General features: G+C 35.5%; 23 protein-coding genes. 4 read left to right on the forward strand and 19 right to left on the reverse strand.

The window, feature by feature from the left end; genetic code table 11:
• The 3 genes from ACY2V1_RS04050 to ACY2V1_RS04060 form a co-directional block, all read right to left on the reverse strand.
• The coding region (locus tag ACY2V1_RS04050; protein ID WP_461833517.1) for a lysophospholipid acyltransferase family protein at positions 1-678 on the reverse strand (678 nt) is incomplete at its 3' end.
• A 249-nt stretch (positions 679-927) separates the two neighbouring features.
• Positions 928-1,545 (reverse strand): cytochrome b/b6 domain-containing protein, encoded by a 618-nt coding sequence (locus tag ACY2V1_RS04055; RefSeq protein ID WP_461833518.1) that lies wholly within the window; start codon positions 1,543-1,545, stop codon positions 928-930.
• A gap of 1 nt (position 1,546) precedes the next feature.
• On the reverse strand, positions 1,547-3,109 hold the full coding sequence (locus tag ACY2V1_RS04060) for a tetrathionate reductase family octaheme c-type cytochrome (protein ID WP_461833519.1): 1,563 nt from the start codon (positions 3,107-3,109) through the stop codon (positions 1,547-1,549).
• A gap of 247 nt (positions 3,110-3,356) precedes the next feature.
• Between ACY2V1_RS04060 and ACY2V1_RS04065 the strand changes: the two genes are divergently transcribed.
• Positions 3,357-3,959, forward strand: coding sequence for an Lcl C-terminal domain-containing protein (locus ACY2V1_RS04065; RefSeq protein ID WP_461833520.1), 603 nt, complete (start codon positions 3,357-3,359; stop codon positions 3,957-3,959).
• A gap of 88 nt (positions 3,960-4,047) precedes the next feature.
• Here the strand turns inward: ACY2V1_RS04065 and trmD are convergent, their stop codons facing one another.
• From trmD to ACY2V1_RS04105, 8 genes are all read right to left on the reverse strand, one after another.
• A complete protein-coding gene (gene trmD, locus ACY2V1_RS04070; RefSeq protein ID WP_461833521.1) occupies positions 4,048-5,325 on the reverse strand; it encodes a tRNA (guanosine(37)-N1)-methyltransferase TrmD in 1,278 nt (425 codons plus the stop codon).
• Between the two features lie 38 nt (positions 5,326-5,363).
• Positions 5,364-5,903, reverse strand: coding sequence for a ribosome maturation factor RimM (rimM, locus tag ACY2V1_RS04075; RefSeq protein ID WP_461833522.1), 540 nt, complete (start codon positions 5,901-5,903; stop codon positions 5,364-5,366).
• 3 nt (positions 5,904-5,906) lie between these two features.
• A complete protein-coding gene (locus ACY2V1_RS04080) occupies positions 5,907-6,140 on the reverse strand; it encodes a KH domain-containing protein (RefSeq protein WP_459875146.1) in 234 nt (77 codons plus the stop codon).
• A 74-nt stretch (positions 6,141-6,214) separates the two neighbouring features.
• Entirely contained in the window at positions 6,215-6,466 is a 252-nt protein-coding gene (gene rpsP / locus ACY2V1_RS04085; protein ID WP_461833523.1) for a 30S ribosomal protein S16, read from the reverse strand.
• Between the two features lie 84 nt (positions 6,467-6,550).
• Positions 6,551-8,008 carry a signal recognition particle protein gene (gene ffh, locus ACY2V1_RS04090; protein ID WP_461833524.1) on the reverse strand — a complete coding sequence of 486 codons (1,458 nt, stop codon included), beginning with the start codon at positions 8,006-8,008 and terminating at the stop codon, positions 6,551-6,553.
• A gap of 184 nt (positions 8,009-8,192) precedes the next feature.
• Positions 8,193-9,383 carry a pyridoxal phosphate-dependent aminotransferase gene (locus ACY2V1_RS04095; protein WP_461833525.1) on the reverse strand — a complete coding sequence of 397 codons (1,191 nt, stop codon included), beginning with the start codon at positions 9,381-9,383 and terminating at the stop codon, positions 8,193-8,195.
• A 53-nt stretch (positions 9,384-9,436) separates the two neighbouring features.
• Positions 9,437-10,825 (reverse strand): sigma-54 interaction domain-containing protein, encoded by a 1,389-nt coding sequence (locus ACY2V1_RS04100; protein ID WP_461833526.1) that lies wholly within the window; start codon positions 10,823-10,825, stop codon positions 9,437-9,439.
• Positions 10,826-10,896: 71 nt separating this feature from the next.
• Positions 10,897-12,855, reverse strand: coding sequence for an HD domain-containing phosphohydrolase (locus ACY2V1_RS04105; RefSeq protein ID WP_461833527.1), 1,959 nt, complete (start codon positions 12,853-12,855; stop codon positions 10,897-10,899).
• A 155-nt stretch (positions 12,856-13,010) separates the two neighbouring features.
• Between ACY2V1_RS04105 and larB the strand changes: the two genes are divergently transcribed.
• On the forward strand, positions 13,011-13,766 hold the full coding sequence (gene larB / locus ACY2V1_RS04110) for a nickel pincer cofactor biosynthesis protein LarB (protein ID WP_461833528.1): 756 nt from the start codon (positions 13,011-13,013) through the stop codon (positions 13,764-13,766).
• A 29-nt stretch (positions 13,767-13,795) separates the two neighbouring features.
• Here larB and ACY2V1_RS04115 read toward each other — a convergent pair whose 3' ends face one another.
• The 6 genes from ACY2V1_RS04115 to gmhA form a co-directional block, all read right to left on the reverse strand.
• Complete coding sequence (locus ACY2V1_RS04115; RefSeq protein ID WP_461833529.1) at positions 13,796-15,061, reverse strand: class II fructose-bisphosphate aldolase; 1,266 nt, start codon at positions 15,059-15,061, stop codon at positions 13,796-13,798.
• Positions 15,062-15,210: 149 nt separating this feature from the next.
• Positions 15,211-16,617, reverse strand: coding sequence for a M16 family metallopeptidase (locus ACY2V1_RS04120; protein WP_461833530.1), 1,407 nt, complete (start codon positions 16,615-16,617; stop codon positions 15,211-15,213).
• A gap of 11 nt (positions 16,618-16,628) precedes the next feature.
• Entirely contained in the window at positions 16,629-18,140 is a 1,512-nt protein-coding gene (locus ACY2V1_RS04125) for a M16 family metallopeptidase (RefSeq protein ID WP_461833531.1), read from the reverse strand.
• A gap of 5 nt (positions 18,141-18,145) precedes the next feature.
• Positions 18,146-19,075 carry a hydroxymethylbilane synthase gene (hemC, locus tag ACY2V1_RS04130; RefSeq protein ID WP_461833538.1) on the reverse strand — a complete coding sequence of 310 codons (930 nt, stop codon included), beginning with the start codon at positions 19,073-19,075 and terminating at the stop codon, positions 18,146-18,148.
• Positions 19,076-19,097: 22 nt separating this feature from the next.
• Complete coding sequence (locus ACY2V1_RS04135; protein WP_461833532.1) at positions 19,098-19,334, reverse strand: FmdB family zinc ribbon protein; 237 nt, start codon at positions 19,332-19,334, stop codon at positions 19,098-19,100.
• Between the two features lie 24 nt (positions 19,335-19,358).
• Positions 19,359-19,967: a D-sedoheptulose 7-phosphate isomerase gene (gmhA, locus tag ACY2V1_RS04140; RefSeq protein ID WP_461833533.1), complete on the reverse strand. Its 609-nt coding sequence runs from the start codon at positions 19,965-19,967 to the stop codon at positions 19,359-19,361.
• 181 nt (positions 19,968-20,148) lie between these two features.
• Here gmhA and eno point away from each other — a divergent pair, with 181 nt between their 5' ends.
• Positions 20,149-21,423, forward strand: a complete 1,275-nt coding sequence (gene eno / locus ACY2V1_RS04145) for a phosphopyruvate hydratase (RefSeq protein WP_461833534.1) — start codon at positions 20,149-20,151, stop codon at positions 21,421-21,423.
• 45 nt (positions 21,424-21,468) lie between these two features.
• Here eno and ACY2V1_RS04150 read toward each other — a convergent pair whose 3' ends face one another.
• Positions 21,469-22,248, reverse strand: a complete 780-nt coding sequence (locus ACY2V1_RS04150) for a type III pantothenate kinase (RefSeq protein WP_461833535.1) — start codon at positions 22,246-22,248, stop codon at positions 21,469-21,471.
• 137 nt (positions 22,249-22,385) lie between these two features.
• Between ACY2V1_RS04150 and ACY2V1_RS04155 the strand changes: the two genes are divergently transcribed.
• Entirely contained in the window at positions 22,386-23,447 is a 1,062-nt protein-coding gene (locus tag ACY2V1_RS04155) for a hypothetical protein (protein ID WP_461833536.1), read from the forward strand.
• A gap of 83 nt (positions 23,448-23,530) precedes the next feature.
• On the opposite strand, the gene ACY2V1_RS04160 is transcribed toward ACY2V1_RS04155, so the two are convergent.
• Positions 23,531-24,112 carry an acetate uptake transporter gene (locus ACY2V1_RS04160; protein ID WP_461833537.1) on the reverse strand — a complete coding sequence of 194 codons (582 nt, stop codon included), beginning with the start codon at positions 24,110-24,112 and terminating at the stop codon, positions 23,531-23,533.
• Positions 24,113-24,368: the final 256 nt, after the last annotated feature.

The following is a 24,368-nucleotide window of genomic DNA, read 5'->3' on the forward strand; positions in this document are numbered from 1 at the left end:
CATGTCTTTAAATTTTTCATATGGAATTTCATCTAATACCTTTATGGTAAATTCATGAACCCCATGAAACTTTAATGTATATTTTGGGAGGGCAGCCCTGGTACCATTTATCACTACTGGAAGAATAGGTACCTTCATCTTCTTTGCAAGGATAAATGCTCCAGGTTTAAATTTTTGTAGTTTACCATCATGTGATCTGGTACCTTCTGGAAAAATAAAAATTGAATTTCCCTTTGCAATTAATTCTTCACACTTTTTAAACATCTCTTCAATACTCTTTTTATCTCCCCTCTTCAGTTTTACATAATCATTCAATCTCATATTCCATCCAATAAATGGCAAACGAAATACTTCTGCCTTTGAAATCCATTTAAAATGGCAAAAAAGGAGAAAGGCCACTACAATGTCTAAGTGGGATTGGTGATTGGCTACAATAACATAAACCTTATTTTTATCTATCTTATGTCTATCAATTACCCGTGCCTTCCATACAGGTAAAGTCCAGAGGTAAAAACATGCCCAAAAACATGTAAATAAATGTAAAATCTTTTTGTTTTTATCAAAGGGCAATGTAAAAAGCCAAATAAAAAAAGCAATTACAAAAAAGAAAGCTGAAGTTATCCCAATGTATAATATAACTAAATAAGCTATCAAACGATCCTTAAGTTCTCTGTTCATCTCCTTAACTCCCAATTTTTTTTAGATAAAAAATTTGAAGAGAGTAACATTTATCTCTTTTTAAAAAAGATCAAGTGATGGGAAGGTGCTATATCAATAATGATTATAAAAAGCAACAGGTAGGAAATCGAACTCTGTCACAATGTTTGTAACACTACCTAAAAATTACAGAAAAAAAGAATTTATTGAAAAAAATTACTTCCCCAGGCCCATGGTTATCAGCCATGGGCCCAGGAAATAAAGTTGTCTTTAGTTAGAGGTCTCTTTTATTTCTTCATATCCTGTAAACATAGATTTTATATGGGCAAAAACAGTGTCTCCAGTGGTGGTCATGTACACGTGTATTACTAAAAAGTGTAAAATAACAAAAGCAAATAGGGTATGGATAAAGGCTACTGGGTTTAAGGAGCTAAAAATAGCAAGCCCTCCTAATTTTGGCCAGGTATGATAGGTGTAATAATAAATTCCAGAAAGGATTTGTATTGGCAAAAAGATTGATGCAAGAATTAAATAAACTATTCTCTGCAGGGGATTGTGTTTTTCCTCTCTAGTCTTATGAAAGGGATGTTTTTCTCCCTTGAAGATCCCATATGAATAAAAACGTATAACATCAATCATCTTCTTGGTTGTTGGAATATATTGTTTCCACTCTCCAGTTACAAACAACCAAAATACAAACAAAAAGAAAAGTACAATCCATGTAATTCCACAAAAATTATGAACAAATACTGCCCTATCATACCCCAATAAAGAATAAGTACCATGGATCTCAAAACCTGTAATCAACAAAACAATTATGAGTAAGGCCTGAAGCCAATGCCAAATACGTTCAAATCTCGTAAATAGGTATATCCTTTTTCCCTTCATTTTATGCCCTCCTTTTACTTAAAATTAATCTTCCAATACCATGCATAATAACACCAACCAAGGTAAGTAGGATAATTGTCCATGCCAAGTTATCCAAAAATCCAAACCTGTCTCTGCCAGGTAAATAAATCCCTTTTATGTTCTTTAATCTGCCATTTTGTGTATGACATTCTATACATTTTACTGCATTTTCTTTAGGCGCCACCATATGGTTTATAGGGTATGCAAAAGATGTCTTTACAAATCCAAACTCTCCACTATATGGAATTTTCATAATTTCACACCCATCTTTTAAAGCCTTTTGCCAATCCAGGGTTTTCCAATAGCCTTCCTCTCCAGTTTTCACATCCTCAGATAATAATGGAGGTAGCAGCCTTTTATATTTTAAGTCATATGGTTGCTTTCCTCTGTGAATTTTAAAGGGAAAAATCTTGGAGTTTTTATCTGTTGGGGAACCAATGGGTTTATTTAAAAAATTTTCCTTGGTTGGATCTATAGTATCTTTCAAAGTATATGATTCCATAGTACCATTATACCAAAAATAAGTAGGAACCACATTGGTTGCCCATTTTTTAGTGCCCACATCAGAACCATAAATAACTTTGCCATATTTATCTACTTTTTTGATTCTTCTTCCTTTTTCTTTTTTCCCTGCAGTAGACCAATCCCACAAAAGTTCTGTTGGTTTTTTCCTGGCAAATGCAGGAATATGACAACTCTGGCACGCAACCCTCTTTATATGGCCATTTAATAGTGAATCTTTATGTGGAGTGTGACCGTGACATGAGACACATGTTATTTTGGATGTTTTATCATCCTCAATAAGTGATTTTTTCTCCTTTACCGCTGGATGTGTATAATACCTTCCTGCAATATTATGACCCACAGTGGTATGACATCTAACACAGGAAAAATTGCCACCTTTAGGACTCATATGAACATCCAAATCCCTTGAGGGATTTAATAAAGAGGTGTCTAAATCTCCATGTTTTGCTCCATCACCATGTCCACCCTTAAAGTGACATTCTCCACAATTCCTCCGTGTTGGAGATCCTATTTTTACAATGTGTTCCTTTATTGTATTTTTTATATCATTTGCCATCTCCTGAGAATCTTTATCCTGGGATTGAGAAAAAAATAAATAATCTTTCATATCACTTGCAATATCTTCTTTGGTCTGAAGGTGACACTTAAAACAATTTATACCTTCTTCCTTGCCCTTCCAACCAATATGACAAAGGCTACATTCTTCATCGTGCATAAAGTTTGTAGAAATACACCAATTATTCACCGTATAAGCGCCCTTTCCTTTTAAGCCCTCTTTGTCCTTCCATGTCCAGTGAAAAGTCTTATAAATCTGCTTATCTGCCAGATTGTGACATTTCAAACACATATTAGTTAAATCTTCCCCATTGTGAAAATCTCCTTTTAAATCTTTAAATTTTGTATGGTCTGCGGTAATTGATAAATCCTTTTCCTTCACCGCCCCCCATACTCGTGGCAAAAACAGGGTAAAAAATACCATTAAAATCAAAAGCAATTTCTTTAAATTAGATTTTAGCATAGATTAAACCTCCTTATAATTATGACACTATGTTTGTTAATAACTTTTTCCCCTTCCATTGACATAAGGATTTTTAATACTGTTAAATTTCAATAGTATTACCTTTCAACGTTAAGGGTGTCCATAATATGAATTAATTTATTTTTCAAGAATTAAGTTGAAAAATATAAAAAATAGGTTACAATAAAAGTTAATTAGTTATATCTATCATTTTTAAAAAAGGCATTTTTAAAAAAGGAGGCAAGTCATGGATATTTACAAAAAGGTTTTTCATCTATTTATTATTAACTTTATCCTTTGGATATTTCTTGTAACCATAGCAAAGGCCGAGGAACCCAGGATAACATGTTACAACCAATGTACTGAAACTCCATGTCCTGAACCAGACAAGGGTGAAAAATTTTACGGATATGGGCAAAAATATGATGATCTTCTGAAATTTTTAGACAAAAAAAAGATTAATGGAGAATTGGTGGTAGTTGATTCAAAGACAAACCTCATGTGGCAACAGGCAACAGCAGATACAGATGGGGATGGCCAGCTTTGTCACAGAGACAAAGTCACGTGGATTGAAGCAAAAAAATATTGCGAAAATTTAAATCTTGCTGGATTTACCGACTGGAGACTACCGACCTTATTTGAGTTGTTTAGTATAGTTTCCCCTAAAGGAGGCGGGAATCCTGTTATAAATGCTTGCTGCTTTAAATGCAGGATATGTTCATACTGGAGTGCCACTCCTGTTAAAAACCAAAAAAAGTATGTATGGGAAGTATATTTGTATAATGGAAATGCTTACTGGGCAGATAAAGATAGCAAGCGCTATGTACTCTGCGTGCGTAACATGAAATAGGAATGGTCTAAAACAGATTAGAATAGTGGCATAATATAGACGGCAGTGACTAAGATTAAGCTAATATGAAAGTTGAGCTCAATCCTATTTAAAAACAGTCTCCCAATATCCTGTCAATAATTATTGACACTGCCGATCTAACTGATAGATGTCTATATCTGTCAAATGGCCTAACAGGTCGGAGGATTCCATGTGCCATGTCCATCGCCCTTTTTGAAAGTCCATGTCCTGTTCCAAAGAGCAAAAAAATTGGTCTTTTTTCTAAAATTTCCCTTAGATTAGAAAAACTAAGGTCTCCCTCATCCCTTGCACTGGTAGTTACAATATAAGGTCTTTGTCCTGTTAATTTGGCTATATCATCTATTGCATCTTCAATTGAATCAATTATCCTCACTATTTTAAGCGCTATTTCCCTATCTGGATTTGCACCCTTGCCTGGCCCATCTATCCAATGGTGAATAAGTCTCCTGGCCAGGTCCTTTTGATCTTCAATTGGAGTTATTAAATAATATTTACTAACTGAATAGGTCTTACACACACGGGCAATATCATGGATATCCAGATTGGTCAGGGATACAGCACATTCTTTTCCATCTTTATTAAGTACAGGAAAATGCACAAGTCCCACATATAGATTTCTTCCTAAAAACTTTAATTTTTTTTCCCTTAAGTATTTATAATCTTCTGGGGATAAATTGGCGGACTCCAATAGATCAGGCCTGTTTTTAAATGTCTCAATCAAAGACATGTTTCTCCGCCACTTCTCAATCTCTCTATGATTTCCAGACAAAAGCACATCGGGAACCTTAATGCCCATATATTCTGCTGGCCTTGTATAGTGTGGGTGTTCAAGCAAGTTTGAAAAAAAACTCTCATATTCTGTAGATTCTAATTTACCCATAAAATCAGGGATTAGACGGGCTATTGCCTCAATCATTGAAAGGCAAGCAGCTTCCCCGCCATTTAGCACAAAATCACCTATTGAAATCCTCTCAATATCTAAAATTTCTTCGATTCTCTCATCAATTCCCTCATATCTTCCACAAATAAATGTGATCTTGCTTAATTTACTAAGTTCCTTAGCCTTTTTTTGATTAAACACTTTACCTCTAGGAGAAAGCAAGATTATCTTGCCTGGATCAGGAATGCTTTTAATGGCCTGGTAAATGGGATCTACCATCATCACCATACCAGGTCCACCTCCATAAGGCCTGTCATCAACACTCCTATGTGTATCAGTGGCAAAATCCCTTGGATTTATAAATGAAAAAGAAATTATATTCTTTTCAATAGCTTTTTTTAAAAGACTTGTGTTTAGGGGAGATGTAAAAAATTCAGGGAAAATAGAGATGATATTAAAATGCATATAACCTAGCCCTAGGTGAGAAATAATGAAATAAAACTTTAAGGATTAAAACCGTAGATTTCAAGAAGACCTGCTGGTGGGTCAATTATTATTGTTTCGTTTTCCACATCTAACTTTAGTACAAATTTATCTATTGCAGGAAATAATATTTCATTTTCATCCTTATCTTGAATCTCCCATATCTCCTGGGGATATCTCTTAACATCCTTTACAACACCCACAAACATACCGTCTGGTAAATACACATTACAACCAATTATATCTGCAAAAAAGACTTCGTCTTCTTCTTTAGGCACATCTTCCCTTAAAGCAAGGAGTTTAGCCCCACGCCATTTTTCAGCCTCATCCCTATCCCTAACATCTTTAAGTTTTATAAGAAGGAATTTCCCATGTTCTCTAACCTTAAATATATTAAATTCCTGGGGCCTTCTGCCATTTACCTGAAGAAAGATCCTCCTTAACTTATTAAAAACTAAAGGGGAATCAGTGTAGCTACATACACTGAGTTCCCCTTTTAGTCCATGGGGTTTTCTCACCCTACCCAGAACCAAATATCTGGATCTGGTTTGTTTTTCCATAACCTATTCCAATATTTCCAACACAACTCTTTTTTGAACCTTTGTTGATACTGCACCCAAGATGGTCCTGATAGCTCTTGCAGTACGTCCCTGCCTTCCAATCACCTTGCCAAGGTCTTCCTTGGCTACGCGAAGTTCAATTACTGATGTCTGTTCCCCTTCAATTTCAGTAACTTGTACTGCATCAGGGTTGTCAACCAAAGCCTTTGCAATGTACTCAACTAATTCTTTGAACATAAGCTACCTCCACTTCTACTTCTCAAATTTAACAAAAGGATTACAAAAAACAACTAAACCAAAATTTGAAATTTTTAATTCTCCTTGTAAAAACCAACCTTCCTGAGCAATGATTTAACTGTTTCAGTGGGCTGTGCACCCTTAGAAAACCAGAATTTAACCTTTTCTAAATCAACTTTAATCTCTGCTGGGTCCACCATTGGATTGTAATACCCAAGAAACTCAAGTGCTCTACCTTCCCTCTTGCGCAAACCATCAATAGCAACAATCCTGTAAAAGGGTCTTTTTTTAGAACCCAATCTCATTAACCTGATCTTCACTGCCATATCTATTCTACCCCCCAAAAAATAATGAATTTATAATATAACCATTTTCAAGCCAAAAGGCAACACCAACAAACCCTCATTTTCTTACTTTTTCTTTCTCGCCTTTCTTTTTTGTTTTTTCTTTTTTCTTTGCTTTTTCTTTTTTGTAAAAAAGCTCTTTGGCAAAGTATTTCCAGCCTCAGCTCCTGCCAGGGGATTTCCAAAAGGATTTGCACCCATGCCTGGAATCACTCCTTTGTTCTTTTTGGCCTTTCCAGTAAGTTTTTTCATCATCTTTCGCATTTGAGTAAAATTTTTCAAAAGCTGATTTATATCGGCCACAGAAGTACCACTTCCCCTGGCTATCCTCTCTTTTCTAGAATTATTTATAATTTTAGGATTTTTCCTCTCTTCAATGGTCATTGAGTTTATAATGGCCTCTACTTTCACAAGTTCCTTTTCAGGCATCTGAGCCTGTTTTAACTGCTCCCTTATTTTCCCCATACCAGGGATAAGTTTCATAATTCCTTCAAGGGAACCTAATTTTTTTATCCTCCTTAGCTGTGTTCTAAAATCTTCTAGATCAAATTTGGCCTGTAAAAATTTTTCCTCCAGGTCTTCTACATCTTCATCAGCAAATGCCTTTTCCGCCTTTTCAATAAGGGTAAGTACATCGCCCATACCAAGGATCCTAGAAGCAACCCTATCAGGGTGAAATACTTCAAGATCCTTTAATTTCTCTCCAACACCCACAAACTTTATGGGCTTATTTATAATGGACCTAATAGATAGAGCAGCTCCACCCCTGGCATCACCTTCAAGCTTAGTTAATACTACCCCGCTTATATCTAACCTTTCGTTAAAGCTCTGGGCAATATTCACAGCATCCTGACCAGTCATTGCATCAGCAACAAGCAAAATTTCCTGGGGTGACACTGCTGCCTTTATTCGCACAAGCTCATCCATTAAGACTTCGTCAATATGGAGTCTTCCTGCAGTATCTATAATCACAACATCCAGAAAATTCTTCCTTGCACGAGATACCGCCTCCTTTGCAATATCCACAGGGTCCATGTCTGAAGTAGATTCAAAACAAGGGACATCCACTTCTTTAGAGAGCTTAAATAGCTGATCTATAGCTGCAGGTCGATACACGTCTGCTGGAACTAAATACGGCTTCTTTTTTTGAGACTTTAAATAAAGGGCAAGCTTGGCAGCTGTTGTGGTCTTACCTGAGCCTTGAAGACCCACTAACATTATCACAGATGGGGTCTTGGTGAGATTAAGGGGCTCAGCAACTCCTCCAAGGAGTTCTATTAGTTCTTCATGTACGATCTTTACTATTTGCTGGCCAGGTGTGAGGCTCTTTAATACTTCCTGGCCTACTGCTCGCTCTTTGACCTTTTCAATAAAATCCTTAACAACCTTGTAGTTAACATCGGCCTCTAAAAGGGCAAGCCTGACCTCGCGCAGGCCATCCTGGATATTTTTTTCATCCAGGGTGCCCTTGCCCTTTAATTTGGAAAAAATTCCATCAAGTCTCTCTGATAAGCTATCAAACATATAAGTCCCATATTTTTATGCATAAATTCCCAACAACACTTTTTAACCTTGAACTTCGAACCTAGAACATCGAACTTCAAACTAAACCCAAAAAGCAATGGTTAAATCAATTAAATGCATATGTCAAATATAGAAAGGGAATCAATAAAACCCTGTACTATCCTATCTTTTGGACAAGGGTAGCCTAAGCCATTGCCCTATCAATGGCCTGTTTAAACCCCTTTGCAGAATTTTCTATTGTCTTTTCTGAAACGCAAAAAGATAGTCTAAAATATCCCTTTCTACCAAAACCAGATCCAGGTACTGCCAAAATTCGCTCTTTTTGCAATATCTTTACGAACTCCACCTCATCAGGAATAGGAGATTTTGGAAAAAAGTAAAAACCACCCTTTGGCATGAGGAATTCATAGCCTGCTTGTTCTAAGATTTTGGCCATAATGATTCTTCTCTTCTCATATATGGAGATATCCACATTTTCACCTAATGCATAATCCAAAATCTTTTGTCCTATGGTCGGGGCATTTACATAACCAAGTATTCTGTTCACAAATATAAGGCCGTTCATAAGCTCTTCTTTTCCTTCAAGCTCTGGATTTAAGGCAACATATCCAATTCGCTCACCAGCAAGGGATAAATTCTTTGAAAAGGAACTAACAACAATTGAATTCTTGTAACACTCAAACACTGAAGCACACTTGCACCCATCATATGTCAAAAACCTGTATGGCTCATCTGAAATCAAGTAGATTGGCCTATTAAATCTTTCTGAAAACTTTGTAAGCAAATCCCCCAATGCAAGTAGCTGTTCTTTGGTATAAATCTGCCCTGTAGGGTTGTTGGGGAAATTTATAAGCACAGCCCTCACATTCTCTGAAATAGCCTGTTCAATATTATTTAACTCTATTTCAAAATTTTCGTCTGTTTCAACAATCTTTGCCTTTGCCTTGTGGTTTGATAAGTAAAACACATATTCAACAAAATATGGAGATAGACAAATTACCTCCTCACCTGGCTCCAAAATACACCTAAAAAGGCAATTAAGGCCACCTGCTGCTCCACAAGTTAGCATCACATCTGAGGGCGAGACCTCAGTCCCCTGCTCTTTAGACAAATACTCAGCAAGCCTTTGTCTGGTCTCTGGTGCCCCTGCATTTGGCATGTATCCAAAAGCATATGGTTTATCTGCATGATTTGATATATTTATAAGTGCCTCTTTTACCTTTTTTGGTGGAGGCAAATCTGGATTTCCCAGACTAAAGTCATAGACATTGTCCTCACCGAATTTTTTCTTTAACTCTAAACCAGCCTCAAACATCTTTCTAATCCAGGAACTTTTCTCTAAAAACCCACTTACTTCTTTGTTTAAATATCCCATATTCACACTCCCTTATACATAAGAATATATTTTTTGATTCTGCGTTTTTTTGTTTATAAGGTGATCCCTTGTTCCTTTAATTTATTTAATTTATTTCTAAGGGTCCTTACTGATATGCCTAAAAGTTCTGCGGCCCTGGTCCTATTTCCCCTTGTTTTCTCTAAACTTTTTATTATCATGTGTTTTTCCAATTCTTCCAATGGAACGATCCTGTCAAAATCCAACTTAAAAATCTCTCTATGTTCTTGCTTTTGAGAATTTTCTTCAAAATCCTTATCACAAACATCTTCCAATAGATCATCTTCCAAGGAATCCATAAGTAGATGTCTTGGCTCTATATATGAATCCTGGGCAATCAAAACTGCCCTTTCTATTAAATTTTCAAGCTCCCTTATATTTCCTGGCCAATCATAAGTCTTCATCCACTCTATGGCCTCTTCACTGAATCCAGGTGTTTGAATATTATATTCATGAGAAAATTTTTCTAAAAAATAATTTGCAAGCAAGATCACATCATCGCCCCTCTCCCTTAAAGGAGGTAGATGAATAGGGATAACATTTAATCTAAAATATAAATCTTGTCTGAAATTTCCCTGCTCTACATATTCTTTTAGATTTCTGTTGGTGGTAGCGATTATCCTCACATCTACCTTTATAGGCTGAACGCCTCCCAGTCTGTCCACTTCTTTTTCTTGAATCACCCTGAGGAGCTTTGCCTGCAGAGTTAGGTTCATCTCTGATATTTCATCAAGTAAAATTGTTCCTCCAGAAGCCAACTCAAACTTTCCAGGCTTTGATTTATATGCTCCAGTAAATGCCCCTTTTTCATAACCAAAAAGCTCGCTTTCCAAGAGATTTTCAGGCAAAGCAGCACAATTTACTGCCACATAAGGACCTTTTGCCCTATTACTATTTAAATGAATATATTTTGCTATAAGTTCCTTACCTGTTCCAGATTCTCCAGAAATCAAGACTGTTGCATTGGATGGGGCCACCTTTTTTGCCAGGGCAAGCGCTAGTCTTATCTTTTTATGCTCACCAACTATTTTTATATAATTTGGAGGGCTATGTTCTTTTGAAAAATTATCCTTTCTCTCTTCTTTAAAAAAGACCAAGATCTTATCTAAGATAATGGGAGCTATCCAGAAGTCAAATACGCCTAGGTCTAGAAATTTCTTTGCCAAAGACGCATCAGCTTTTTCCGAAAAAACAACTACATATGGACTTTCATCTCTATTTACAATTTTAGATACTATTTGTTCTGAATCTATTTTTTCCAGCTTATCTTTAATAAGCACTAAATTTGGACGTCTCTTTTTTAAAATAGTATTTATCTCATTTAATTCACAACTCACATGAAATTGAATGTTATTTTCCTTCAGCCCTTCTATTAAATGGGCTATGTCGTGTACTTCAGAAATAACCAGTAAAAATCTGTCCATCACACTCGTAGAATTTTTGAATATTAATGGCCTTCAATGTATTATAAACTCAACATTATTTATTTGCACACTTACTTTGAAAAATCAATACTTAAACATGCATCTACCACATCTGGGTCATAGAGTATTCCTCGATTTTTCTTTATCTCTTCCAAGGCCATCTCAAGTCCCAGGGCGGGTCTATATGGTCTGTGGGAAGATATGGCGTCCACAACATCTGCCACAGCCAATAACCTGGCTTCCATGGGTATTAAATCCCCTTTTAACCCTGCGGGATAACCACTACCATCTAAACGTTCATGGTGATAAAGCACCATCTCTTTCACAGGACCCACAAATTCAACGTCCTTTAAAATTTCATATCCCACCCTTGGATGTGTTTTGATTAAAGCAAATTCTTCAGGGGTCAATTTACCAGGTCTTGTCAATATCTCTGATGGGATTGCGATCTTGCCAAGGTCATGTAATAGAGCGCCCATAAATAAAATATTTATTTTTTCTTCATCTAAACCTAATTTTTTGGCAATCTTTACTGTCAAATTTGCCACATTTTTTTGATGCCCAGCTGTATATGGATCTCTCCTCTCAATTGCCAAGGCAAGGGAATAAACTGTGCCTTCCAACATCTTATGCATCTTTTGTTGAAAATTCCTACGCTCAGTAACGTCTGATACCATAACGAGCCATGTAGGAGAGGGATAGGGTATATCTATAGGCTGAACTGTTAATTTTAATATCCTGCCCTCTTTATCCTTACCAATCACCACGTCTAATTCTCTTTTATCAGATTTAATTAGCTTTTTAATAGATATGTCTTTAAACTTTAATAACTGATCTTTATTAGATATATATCCAAATTCAGAAATTAATTCTTCACCAATCTTATTATAAAGGAGTATCTTTAAGTTATTATCTATTAATATCACCGCTTCAGGGAAATTGTACAGCATATTTTGAACAATACTCTTTTCCCTTTCTTTCAATTCTATTATTCTAATAAATGTTATTGTTAATTGAGTAAATACAAGATTTAAAAACCTTTTCTCTTCTTTATTAAACTCCTTTCCCTTCCTCCCAATACAGAAAATACCCAATTCTCTTTCCTCTGGAGAGAGAGTTATTGGGGACAAAAAAAGTTCATCTACTTCTCTTATACACTGAAAATTATCATACATTGGTTTTTCGACATATATCTCAAATTCATTATCATCAATTTTCATATATTTTGAAAGCTCTTTAAACATATTCTTAACTATATAATTTATTAAATTATCTGATAAATAATAAGATGGGTATATAAATATTTTTTTTATATATTCTGAAACTATTAACATAGAAAAAAAATCATATTTTACTCCAAAAGGAAGTAAATTGCGTACTATCTTAAGGGCCTCTTCATATGTAGAGGCAAAGCTAAGTTGTCTGGACATATTTAATAATATTTCTAATTGGTGATTCCTTTGTTCAAGTTCTTTTTTTAGATGAATCTTGTCTATCTCTTGCATTTCTTCATGTATTATAACCTCAATTATAGGAGATAATTTATCTACTATTCCTTCAATGAACAAAATAAAATCCTTTGAAAATCCATCTTTATGTCTACTAAAAAATATTATAATAACTTTGAAATCTTCTCTATTAATGAGAAGATAGGTATATGTGGATCTAATGCCTCCTTTATATCTAATCCTATCCCCCCAATAAGGTGATTTACTTGTATCTCTTACATATAGAGGCTTGCCTGTTTTTAAGACTTCATCTGCATAGCTATTTTTTCCAAGGGGCAAAAACCATATATCATGTCCTTTATATAGAGAAGTTATTATCATCTCTAAAGACTCTTTAAAATCCTCTTTTACCCACTCTAAGTTGCAGGATCTAAACATATTATATTCTGGTGTCCATATATAAACGCATGCCCCATCAATTCCAAAATTTTTTTCCAAAAATTCAAAAAATCCATCTAGCTTTTCTTTGGGTCTTCTAGCGATCAATAAATTAGTGGCCTTTGATATAATTGAATCAGCCATTGCAAACCCCTTTAAAATTTTCTATTCTTAAGACCTTTAATATAACCATACAATCTTTTTTCTTCCAAAAGGAGCTTATCATATAATCAACATAAAATAATTATTAATCAACTTAAGTCAAGAGGACTTAAAACTCAAAAAAGGAGTTATTAAAATTGGATATAAAACATATTTTAAGGGATCTCGATAATGGAAATATCTCGGTAGATGAGGCATATACATTTCTTAAGGATTTGCCATATAAAAAACTCCCAAATGGTATTTGTCTGGATTCTCACAGGGAGATTAGAACTGGCCACAGGGAGGTTATATTTGGTCAGGGAAAGAGTTTTGAGCAGCTAAAGACAATAATAGAGAAAAGTGGCATGGATAAACTTTTAATTACCAAATTAGATATTAAAACAGGAAAAAGACTGGAAAAACTTTTTGATAAAGGTGTATTTTATCCAGAGGCAAAGATATTTATTTTTGGAGAAAAAATCCCTTTAGATCCACCATGGCAGGAAGATGGAGATGTTATTATCTTAACTGCTGGTGCATCAGATCTTCCAGTTGCCCTGGAAACTTATCTGTGTGCAAGATTTTTTGATCTAAATGTGGGACTAATTACTGATGTTGGCGTTGCAGGACTTCACAGACTGCTTCCCTATTTAGATATTCTCAGAGATGCCAAGATATTAATAGTTATAGCAGGAATGGAAGGTGCCCTTCCCAGTGTAGTTGGGGGCATTACAGGAAAACCAATACTCGCTGTACCAACATCTGTTGGATACGGAGCCAGTTTTAATGGAATCAGTGCACTTCTGGGAATGTTAAACTCCTGTGCAGGTGGAGTTAGTGTCTTAAATATTGACAATGGATTTGGCGCTGCACTTATGGCAGCAAAGATATTCAACTCATTTAAAAGATAGGGCACAACTTTTGTTGTGCCCTATCTTATTTAATCGTCATAATCTCCCTTACTTTCCTTTACTTGTGCCTCCATTGCCTTTATCTTTTCAATATCCCACTTAGATTCATCCTCTATCTTTTCAGCCTTTGGTCCTAGATCATAAGAGTTTGCCTTTGCAATGAGCTCCTTGGCTATATCAGCAGTGTCCTTTGCATTAAACACATCAACTAGCAAATGATATACAAAATCCTCAACATTTTTGGTCATTCTTTCCCTTATTTCGGGTGGCTCTGACATAAGAGCAGTCTCAAACGGTAGATTTAGTTTTTTATAATTTCCTCCTTTAAGACCATTTTTCTTAGCATATTCAACCATCTCTCTCCATAACTCTTCACTCACCCCTTTATCTGGCTCTTTTATAAATTCACCGTTTTCATCCAGTTCTGCATTCCCATAATCATTTACCCTAACTCCCCAGGTGAGCATTTGAAGGGCAGTTGCTACATTTGCCTTTGTGGTACGGGTCTTTTCAGCGATCTCCTTTAATCTCTGGGTGCTGTTTCCAGATGTGCCATGCTGTGCACCTGACACCTTATAAGGTTCTAAGACCTTATGTATCTTTGCTGTTAAATCCACCTGAATCCCTGCCTCTGAATCCTGAATACCGTGCGTAGTTCCATTGTTTAAAGCAATCCAATCAGGAAATATAGAATGGGCATTTAGGCCCCTGATTAAAAATAGGGCTTCTTCTGGAGTAGATAATCCTTCTTTTCCCTTTATCTCCCCAACCTCGGTCTCATATCCAGCCCATTTGGGGATATATTGAGAGAGTTCAATATTTGCAAGTAAATTATCCCTATCAGGCATATGAGATGCGTCAATTGCAATTGAAGTTATACCAAAATCAAACATTGATGGTATCTGTTTTCTGGCCTTTTCTATGTCTTCTTTGTTCTTTATTGCAAAATGATCTGCGTGGATTGCCACTGGAACAGTGATATTGAGCTCATTACACAGTGCATCAACTCTTCTTGCAAGATTCCAGAAATTAGTAGCACAATATGTGGATTCAGACTTGGCTATTTCTAAAATTATAGCAGCATTTGCCCTCTGGGCAGCAAGAAGGGCCCCCCTTATAACAAAATAGTTCCTACCATTTGCAGCAATTGTCATTGCCTTGCCTTTTTTAAGCATTGCCCTATCAATCACCTTTCCGCTCACAATAAGTGCCCTTGAATTTGGAAATAGTTTTTTTATATTTGGTGGTCTTCCTATGTCTAATAGCTTTTTATAAGCATCTTCTGTATGGTGCATATCCCTGCCCTCCTTAGTTTACTTAAAATTTATCAACCATTTTGGCAAACTCTATAACTAGCCAGCCATATAAGTTTCTATTTAAGTTATATTATCCATCCTACTTTTACAAGTTAAAACCATTTTTTTTAAGAAACTTTTAATATACTCTATTGTTCCAGCTCCCAATCTTCAAACTGGCCAATTTTCTTTAACTCCTCTCCTAAATCTTTTTTGTCTCCAACAACTAAAATATCTACATCTTTTGGCTGCAGATATTTTTTTGCCACTCTATTTACATCTTTAACTGTCACGGCCTTAATATCGTTAATCAACTTTTTAAAAGAATCTGGGGCCATGTCTCTTATTTCATAATATAGCCTTCTCTCAAGAACCTTTTTTGGAGAATCATATCTAAAGACAAGGGAGTTTAAAAATTGTTCCTTTGCCTCCTCAACCTCTTTTTCTTTAGCACCATATTGTTTTATCTTCTCAAGTTGATCTAAAACTGCCTCTATTGCCCTTGGAACAGAGCTATTTTTTGTCTTAAGTGCAACAAAAAAGAGTCCTGGATAATATCTCTCACCTCCAAAATGTCCATATACACTATATGCCAGTCCCATCTTTGTCCTTATATTCTCAAAAAGCCTTCCAGAAAAACCTCCGCTTAAGACCATGTTCATTACCTGCAATGGAGCAAAATCTGGATTTAATCTATAATCCCCTAAATGCCCCAAAACAATAAACGCCTGGTTTGAGCCTGGTTTATCTATTATATATTTTTTGCAAAGGGGTGGATTAACTTCAGGGAAGTTAAATTTTATCTCTTCACCTTTTTTAAAGACTTGAAAGAGTTTATTTAATTTTTGTTTTATGTTGTTTTTGTCAAAGTCACCTACAACTCCCACTAATATATTGGGTCCAACAAAGAGTTTTTGATAAAAAGTGCGCACATCTTGTAATGAAATATTTTCAACGCTCTTTTTTGTTGGAATTCTTCCCAAAACAGAATTCTTACCATAAATGATCCTTTTAAACTCCCTCATTCCAACTTCTTCCTGCCTATCATTTCGCCTTGCAATTATGGTTAAGAGCCTCATCTTAGCAAGGTTTAACTTCTCCTTGGTAAAGATTGGGGTTGCCAAACTCTCAATTATAACAGGCATTACTGTATCAAAGTCTTTTTTTAACAGATCAATATCAATCTCTCCATTTAAGAAATCAAAATCAATATGATATTCAACTGCTCTATCTTCTAAAAATACATCTAGCTTTTCCCCTGGATATTTTTTGGTGCCACCCATTCTCAGCATCTGTGCTAGTATAAATCCAAGCCCTTCTTTTCCCTTTGGAACTGCATATTTCCCACCTTTTACATAAATATTAAATTTAATAATGGGTAACTCATGATCTTCGATTAAAAAAAAGTTTATACCATTATTAGAATTAAAAGACGTAATCTTATAATTAGGCCAGGAAATACTTTTATTAAATTTAAGCTCATTGTATTTCTTTGGACCATTAAAACCACAACCTATAATACTTAATATCATAGACATTATAATCAACCTTTTCATAATTTAACGTCCTATTTTTTGTTTTTCCCATTGTGTAACAATCTTCCCTCTACCATATTAGATGAGATAAAATATTTTTTTACCACATGTTGAATATCTTTTGAGCTAACAAATTTAAGTTTTTCTAAATCTGAAAAAAGTCTGTTGTAGTCTCCATATATTGATTGTGCATAGGCAAGTTCCCTTGCCATTCCCAAATTAGATTCCATTTCTCTAAGCAAATTTGCTTCTTCCAGGGTATATGCCCTCTCTATTTCTTGTTTTGTCACACCATTTTTTAGAATATCTTCGAGTTCAGCATCTATTGCCCTGGACAAATCATCCAGACCTACCCCTTGATTTGGTATTGCATATATTCCAAATAGACAAGGATATCTCTCGCCAGGAAAGCCATAGAATGCAGATATAGATAATGCCAATTTTTTCTCCAACACAAGATGAGAATAAAGCCTTGAACTCCTGCCATTTGACAATATCCCCTCTAGTAATTCCAGTGCTAAATAATCTTTACTCCCATATCCTGGCACATGATACCCTCTGATATACATGGGCTGTGCATCTGCATATAATATGACCTCTTTTTTGGCTGCCTGTTTGGGCTCCTTTGTCCACACATAAGGAGAATCAGGTGCTTTTTTTATATCTCCAAAATAAGTTTCCGCCATTTTTTTAATTTCTTTTAGATCAATATCACCTACTATTGCTATAGTAATATTTTGTGGAACATAATATTTTTTGTAAAATTCCTTTACATCTGAAATAGTGGTATGAACAATGTCAGGGTCCCAACCAATGGTGGGATGTCCGTATGGATGGGCACTAAATGCTATGGACCTAAATGCCTCTATAAGTTTTCCCATATAAGATGTGTCCACTCTCATGCGTCTTTCTTCTCTAATTACCTCTTTTTCTGTATAAAATTCTCTGAATACTGGATTTTTAAGTCTATCAGATTCCAAAGAAAACCATAGCTCTGCTTTATTTGCTGGAAGAGAACAATAATACAGGGTATAGTCAGTTGAAGTACCTGCATTTAGATCCTCACCACCATTTCTCTCTATTATCTTTGAAAATTCATTGTGCTTTACTAAAGAATTAGCTTTATGCAAAATTTTTTCAAATTCATCTTTATAAATTTTGCATTTTCCCTGATTTTCTTCTAAGTCTTTACATTTTATATATTTTTTATAAGCCTCATCTAATTTTTTCAACAATACCTTTTCTTTAGAATAATCTTTGGTTCCTATGTCTTTTGTACCTTTAAATGCCATATGCTCAAATATATGGGCAATACCAGTGTGACCTGTTTTTTCATCTACACTACCAACTTTTACAAATGTCACAAAACTCACCACTGGTGATGTCTTTCTCTCCATTACCACAAATGTCATTCCATTTTTTAATGTAAAAGAATGGATCCTTTGCTTTAATTTATCCATGGAAATAACTTTGTCTCCTTGTGCATATACATTGGCTGTTAATACTCCAAAAAACAAAACAAATATAAACAAATATTTCTTCATTTCTCTTATGCCCCTTGATCATAAATTTCCCTTAAAATTTCTTCTCCTCCACTATTTAGTAAATATCTACCAAGTTCTTTTCCCACTTTAGTGGCATCTGGAGAAGGTCCATTTTTTTCGCCATATATAAACTTTTTGCCAGCTATATCAGAAATAAATCCCCTAATATAAACTTTATTGTCTTTTAACTCAGCATAAGCTCCAATAGGAACCTGGCATCCACCTTCAAGCTCATCCAAAAATCCCCTTTCCGCCATTACGCACACCTTGGTTTCATAGTGGTCTAAAAAGGATATAATCTCCAAAAGCTCATTATGATCCTTTTTATACTCAATACCAAGTGCACCCTGTCCTACTGCAGGGAAAAATAGAGGTGGGGCCAATACTTCCATATACGTGCTGGATATATTCAATCGTTTTAAACCTGCCACAGCTACAATTATTGCATCATACAGACCTTGTTTTAATTTCCTCACCCTTGTATCTAAATTCCCCCTGAGCATCTTGATATCTAAATCTGGACGAGTTTTTTTTAACTGCGCCTGTCTCCTTAAACTACTAGTGCCAACTACTGCACCATCTGGAAGGGATTTTAAATCTGGATACTTCTCTGACAAAAATGCATCAAATGGTTCTTCTCTTTTTGGAATTATGCCAACTTCCAAGCCTTCAGGTAATACAGATGGCACATCTTTCATAGAATGCACTGCTATATCTGCATGACCCATTAGCAGGGCTTCTTCTATTTCTTTTACAAAGAGACCTTTCCCCCCTATCTTTGCAAGTGGGACATCCAATATTTTATCTCCAGAAGTCTTAATTATTTTGTATTCAACCTCTATATCCCTGTATTTTCCCTTTATGAGATCACCAATATAATAGGCCTGCCAGAGTGCTAATTTACTTCCCCTGGTTGCTATACGTATCTTTTTCATGATGTTATCTTCCAGTTGACTATTACCCTCCACAAGTGGCACAATTCCCTCCTGAACAACCTGCACATGAAGATCCTCCACTACTGGATGAAAGAGAGTCCAAAGAATTTCCACCAGATACCTTTGACCTGCAAAGAGACATTAGTTTTTTGGTATTTTTACTATTACATTTTGGACATTGTACTTCTTCATCATTTTTAAATACCAGTTCTTCAAACTTACTGTTACAATCTGCACATACATATTCATAGATTGGCATCTTAAACCTCCTTATATAATAAAATTATGCATATAAATCTAGTTTTTGCACTTCTTCAAATAAAAATACATCTATAAGTTCACATACTAAATGAATTACACTTATATGAATTTCTTGTATAAGTGGAGTTGACTCTGTTGGTACTATGAGTGCATAATCACATCTATCAACAAACCTAATTCCTTTTGCCCCTGTTAGGCCTATTGTTTGAATATTTTTTTCTTTTGCAGCATCTATTGCATTCAAAATATTTTTACTTCTACCAGAGGTAGAAATAGCAACCAAAACATCCCCTTCTTGCCCAATACCTTTTACCTGTCTGCTAAATACATCCTTAAAGCTATAATCATTACTAATACAAGTAAGTATAGAAGTATCAGTTGTCAATGCAATGGCTGGAAGTGCTGGTCTTTCTAATTTATATCTGCCAACTAATTCTGCAGCCATGTGTTGAGCATCAGCTGCACTCCCTCCATTTCCACATATTAAAACCTTACCACCTTTAACCAGGCTGGCAGCAATTGTCCCGGCAATATCTATTATTAACCTTGCATTTTCCTCAAAAAATAGGGTCCTAAGTTTGGCTCCCTCTGTAGAATGGTAATTGATTATCTCAAGTTCTTTTTGAAACATAAAAATACCCCGTATATTACTTTTTAAACCCAATGGCAATTTGTATAGGTTTTCCATTTTGGTGTCAAATTCAATACAAAACAAAATACACTCAAAAAAACTGGAAAAACAAAATATTTTACGCTATAGGTATATATTGTCTTTGGTCACTGGTATAAAAAGAAAAAAATGGAGGTTACCAATGGGAGACAAAATAAAACAAATACGGGGAATGGAGATTTTAGATTCAAGGGGAAATCCAACTGTAAGGGTATTTGTAGAACTTGAATCTGGAATAAAGGTATCAGCGTCAGTTCCATCTGGTGCAAGCACAGGAGAAAACGAAGCCCTTGAGCTCAGGGATAACGATCCCAATAGGTATTTAGGAAAGGGGGTTCTAAAGGCAGTTTCAAATGTAAATGAAAAAATAGCCCCAAAATTAATTGGTCTAGATCCAACCAACCAATTAGAAATAGACAAAATAATGTTGGAGCTCGATGGAACAGAAAACAAATCAAACCTTGGAGCAAATGCTATTTTAGGTGTTTCCATGGCGGTTTGCAGGGCAGCTGCAATGTCCTGTGGACTACCCCTTTATAAATATCTTGGTGGCACTACAGCAAGGAGGATCCCTGTTCCGTGTATGAATATTTTAAATGGCGGAGCACATGCAGACAACAGCGTTGATATACAGGAATTTATGGCAGTTCCCGTGGGCGCGCCTACTTTTTCAGAAGGACTGAGATATATATCTGAAACATTTCATGTACTGAAAAAAATACTAAAAGAAAAAGGACTTGCAACATCAGTAGGAGATGAAGGGGGATTTGCTCCTAATTTAAAGAGCAATGAAGAGGCCCTGGATTTAATTATTCAGGCAATAGAGAAGGCAGGATATAAGCCTGGGGATCAAATAGCCATTGCATTAGACTCTGCTGCCTCATCCTTTGCCACTGAAAAAGTTGGTGAATATGATTTAAAGTGGTCTGGAGGCGGCAAAAAAACAAGTGATGAAATAATAGAGATGGCAAAAGAGTGGATATCCAAATATCCAATCGTGCTCTGGGAAGATCCACTTTCTGAAGAAGATTGGGAGGGATTTAAAAAATTCACTAAAGAATTTGGGGATAAAATTGAGGTTGTAGGTGATGATATATTTGTCACTAATACAAAATATATAAAACAGGGAATTGAACAAGAAACTGCCAATTCAGCTCTTATTAAATTAAATCAAATTGGAACGGTAACAGAGACCATAGAGGCAATACGGCTCTGCAGAAACGCAGGATGGAGATACTTTATATCCCATAGATCAGGTGAAACAGAAGATGACTTTCTTGCTGACTTTTCTGTTGCTATGGATGGTGGCCACCTAAAGACTGGTTCTGCGTGCAGGAGTGAGAGGATCGCAAAGTACAATCGCCTCCTTGAGATAGAAATGGAACTTGGCAAAGGCGCCGAGTATTACTGGAAATGATGCTTATAAAACTTACCCCAGGTTTTTAAATCCTGGGGTTAAAATTTATATATTTTTTGATGCAAACAGAAGGCCCCTTAAAAGCAAATCTGGTCTTATCTCATCAATGGATTTGCACACATTTTTTACCTTCTCAGCAAAACCACCAGTGGCCACGACAGTGATCTCTCCAGATAAAAACTCTTTTAGTTGAGTGCACAGACCATCTACCATTGAAGCAAAACCAAAAATAAATCCATGTGTCATGCTGGTTACAGTGGAATTCCCAATGAGCATCTTGCCATCATCCACATCCAGACTTATTTTCGGCAATTTAGCGGTCTTCTGGCCTAGCGCCTGGAGTGATGATAAGATTCCAGGACAAATAAGCCCACCCAAATATATGTTGTCTTGAACACATTCCAGGGTAGTGGCTGTTCCAAAGTCTATTACAATTAGGCCTGGTGTGGAAAATAGTTCCCTGGCAGCATAGGCAGTTACCAATCTATCAGACCCCACCTCATATGGATTTGCATATCTATTTTCTAAAGGCAAAGGCAAATCCTCTGGAACAAATATAACATCACACATGGAATATTTGTTTCCAGCTTCTTTGATTATTCCGTTTAATGGTGGAACCACTGATGATACCATCCATAAATCAATTTCATTTATTTGCACTTTAACGTGCCTGGTAAGGGCAAAGATCTTAAAACCAAAAGTATCAGATGTCTCCCTTAAAGAGGTGGGCAAGACATAGGTAGAAACAATCTTATTGCCAACAGCAAGTCCTATTTTCGTATTTGTATTACCCACATCTATTAGTAATAGTTTTTTTGCCTTCATACTACCTCCTATTATAAGGTAAACAAAGTAAAGGCTCTACTTGATAATATTTCTTTTTTTGAGTAAGTTTAAACGTAATTTTTAAAAAATAGGGTGTTATAAAAAAAACATCAAGGTATAAATACTGGAGTTTCTTTATGATAAAGTTCAAACAATACCGTGAAACTGTAGAATTTCACAGTCCTAAAAATCAGTTTAAAAAAACAAAAATAAACTTAGAGATCAGAGAAGACCCATTAACAGGCTTTAGGTCAATTATCAATAAATATCTGGTGAATAAAAGAGGACTGCTCTATCCAGATACAGACTATGAATATTTAGACTATATTGGTGAGAGAAGTAAAAAATTTTGCTTTATGTGTGATCACAGGTTAGAAAAAATGACGCCGTATTATCCAGAAGATTTTCTGGAACAAGGAAGACTTAAATACAAAGATGCAGTACTTTTTCCAAACTTATATCCCCTCTCAAAATTTCACGCAGTTATAAGGCTTACATCTGATCATTTTAAAAAACTAGGAGAAATAAACTCAAAAATGCTATTTAATGGCTTTAAACTGGCCTTTAATTTTTTAAAAAAAACTTTTGATTATAATAAAAGATATAAGTATCCAACAATAAATGCCAATTTTATGTTTCCATCAGGTGCAAGTGCAACCCATCCCCATTTTCAGATAATGAACTTCCTTATCCCTTCCACCTTTCACCAGTTGTTATTGGATAGATTAAAAGAGTATTATGAAAAATATGGTTCATGCTATTTTATAGACTTAATAAAAACAGAGAAAGAGTTAAATAAAAGGTATATTGGAGAGGTTGGTGATGGGGTATGGATTTCAGCCTATTCACCTATGGGAAGAAATGAAGTCCAGATAATTTGGCCCAAAAAAGAAAACTTCTTTCATTTTACTGAAAAAGATATAAAAGACTTAAGTGAGGGACTAGAAAAACTATTTATCTATTTTCATTCAAAAAAGATATCAACCTATAACTTTTCCCTCTTAAGTGGGCCATTAAATGAAAAAGCTCCATATTTTAGGTGCATAATGAAGATAGTTAATAGACAGAATGTAGTAAAACACCACAGGACAGATGACTATTTTTTACAGAAGATACTTAAAAATGAACTCTCTGAGATTACACCTGAGGATTTAGCCAAAGAGATAAGGGAATTTTTTGATTATAAAAAATTCGCATGAAAAAGGCGCTAATCTTAAACTCAACATCTCCCCCTCCTTAAAATTTTAAGATTAGCGCCTATGTTTTTTTAATTTTAAAGTCCCTATTTTATCCAGGGCTTTCCAACTGGTAGATTAATGCCAACATCAGCGAAGATAATGTGGGCCATTAAATACCATGCAAGGCACGCACATAACAACAAGTCCCAAGCTGCCAATGTTCCCATAGCTTTGCTGCCTGCAAGTTCTTTTAAATCTAGCCCAATAAAGCCAAGAAGTAATGTCAAAAATATAAGTGCAAGTACTGTATGGTGTTTCATAGAAGCTATAAACATAATAGCTGTATAAATAGTCCAAACAAGGAGAAAAAATCCAAGCCCTTTGCCTGTTAATTTAAGTACTGGATAAGCCTTTACCAATTCAGGATTGGTTCCCATAATTACAAAAAAGCACAATGCTATCCAAAAGGCACCATAAGATACAAAGGCGCTAAAGCCAAAGTTATTTCCCAACTTAAATTCAAAATATCCAGCAATCATCTGGGCAGCCCCACCATAAAACAGGCCTAACCATAATACAGGGGTAATTCCAACCCAACCAAGGTTATGACATTGGAGTATAAAAGTGGTCATTGCAAAACCACCCAAACCTACTGCTGCTGGATTACCTAATTTTACTTCACTCATCTTCCCCCTCCTTAATTATTAATTATTCTTAAAAAGTTACATTCCTATTTTATCTCACGGAAGGCAGTACTTTAACTGCCTTCCCTCTTTATCCATTACCCTTGAACCATCTTTTTGATCTCTTCTACCACTTGAGGATTGGACAGGGTCGTAATGTCACCAAGATCTTGTTTCTTGTTGGATATTGCAGCCAGGATTCTGCGCATGATCTTACCAGACCTGGTCTTTGGCATATCAGGAACAATAAATACCCTTG

The organism is Desulfothermus sp. (assembly GCF_053993635.1).

Bases quoted from the DNA above. Each gene is read 5' to 3' on its own strand.
- ACY2V1_RS04055 (WP_461833518.1), bottom strand. From the start codon at position 1,545: ATGAAGGGAAAAAGGATATACCTATTTACGAGATTTGAACGTATTTGG.
- ACY2V1_RS04060 (WP_461833519.1), bottom strand. From the start codon at position 3,109: ATGCTAAAATCTAATTTAAAGAAATTGCTTTTGATTTTAATGGTATTT.
- ACY2V1_RS04065 (WP_461833520.1), top strand. From the start codon at position 3,357: ATGGATATTTACAAAAAGGTTTTTCATCTATTTATTATTAACTTTATC.
- trmD (WP_461833521.1), bottom strand. From the start codon at position 5,325: ATGCATTTTAATATCATCTCTATTTTCCCTGAATTTTTTACATCTCCC.
- rimM (WP_461833522.1), bottom strand. From the start codon at position 5,903: ATGGAAAAACAAACCAGATCCAGATATTTGGTTCTGGGTAGGGTGAGA.
- ACY2V1_RS04080 (WP_459875146.1), bottom strand. From the start codon at position 6,140: ATGTTCAAAGAATTAGTTGAGTACATTGCAAAGGCTTTGGTTGACAAC.
- rpsP (WP_461833523.1), bottom strand. From the start codon at position 6,466: ATGGCAGTGAAGATCAGGTTAATGAGATTGGGTTCTAAAAAAAGACCC.
- ffh (WP_461833524.1), bottom strand. From the start codon at position 8,008: ATGTTTGATAGCTTATCAGAGAGACTTGATGGAATTTTTTCCAAATTA.
- ACY2V1_RS04095 (WP_461833525.1), bottom strand. From the start codon at position 9,383: ATGGGATATTTAAACAAAGAAGTAAGTGGGTTTTTAGAGAAAAGTTCC.
- ACY2V1_RS04100 (WP_461833526.1), bottom strand. From the start codon at position 10,825: ATGGACAGATTTTTACTGGTTATTTCTGAAGTACACGACATAGCCCAT.
- ACY2V1_RS04105 (WP_461833527.1), bottom strand. From the start codon at position 12,855: ATGGCTGATTCAATTATATCAAAGGCCACTAATTTATTGATCGCTAGA.
- ACY2V1_RS04115 (WP_461833529.1), bottom strand. From the start codon at position 15,061: ATGCACCATACAGAAGATGCTTATAAAAAGCTATTAGACATAGGAAGA.
- ACY2V1_RS04120 (WP_461833530.1), bottom strand. From the start codon at position 16,617: ATGAAAAGGTTGATTATAATGTCTATGATATTAAGTATTATAGGTTGT.
- ACY2V1_RS04125 (WP_461833531.1), bottom strand. From the start codon at position 18,140: ATGAAGAAATATTTGTTTATATTTGTTTTGTTTTTTGGAGTATTAACA.
- hemC (WP_461833538.1), bottom strand. From the start codon at position 19,075: ATGAAAAAGATACGTATAGCAACCAGGGGAAGTAAATTAGCACTCTGG.
- ACY2V1_RS04135 (WP_461833532.1), bottom strand. From the start codon at position 19,334: ATGCCAATCTATGAATATGTATGTGCAGATTGTAACAGTAAGTTTGAA.
- gmhA (WP_461833533.1), bottom strand. From the start codon at position 19,967: ATGTTTCAAAAAGAACTTGAGATAATCAATTACCATTCTACAGAGGGA.
- eno (WP_461833534.1), top strand. From the start codon at position 20,149: ATGGGAGACAAAATAAAACAAATACGGGGAATGGAGATTTTAGATTCA.
- ACY2V1_RS04150 (WP_461833535.1), bottom strand. From the start codon at position 22,248: ATGAAGGCAAAAAAACTATTACTAATAGATGTGGGTAATACAAATACG.
- ACY2V1_RS04155 (WP_461833536.1), top strand. From the start codon at position 22,386: ATGATAAAGTTCAAACAATACCGTGAAACTGTAGAATTTCACAGTCCT.
- ACY2V1_RS04160 (WP_461833537.1), bottom strand. From the start codon at position 24,112: ATGAGTGAAGTAAAATTAGGTAATCCAGCAGCAGTAGGTTTGGGTGGT.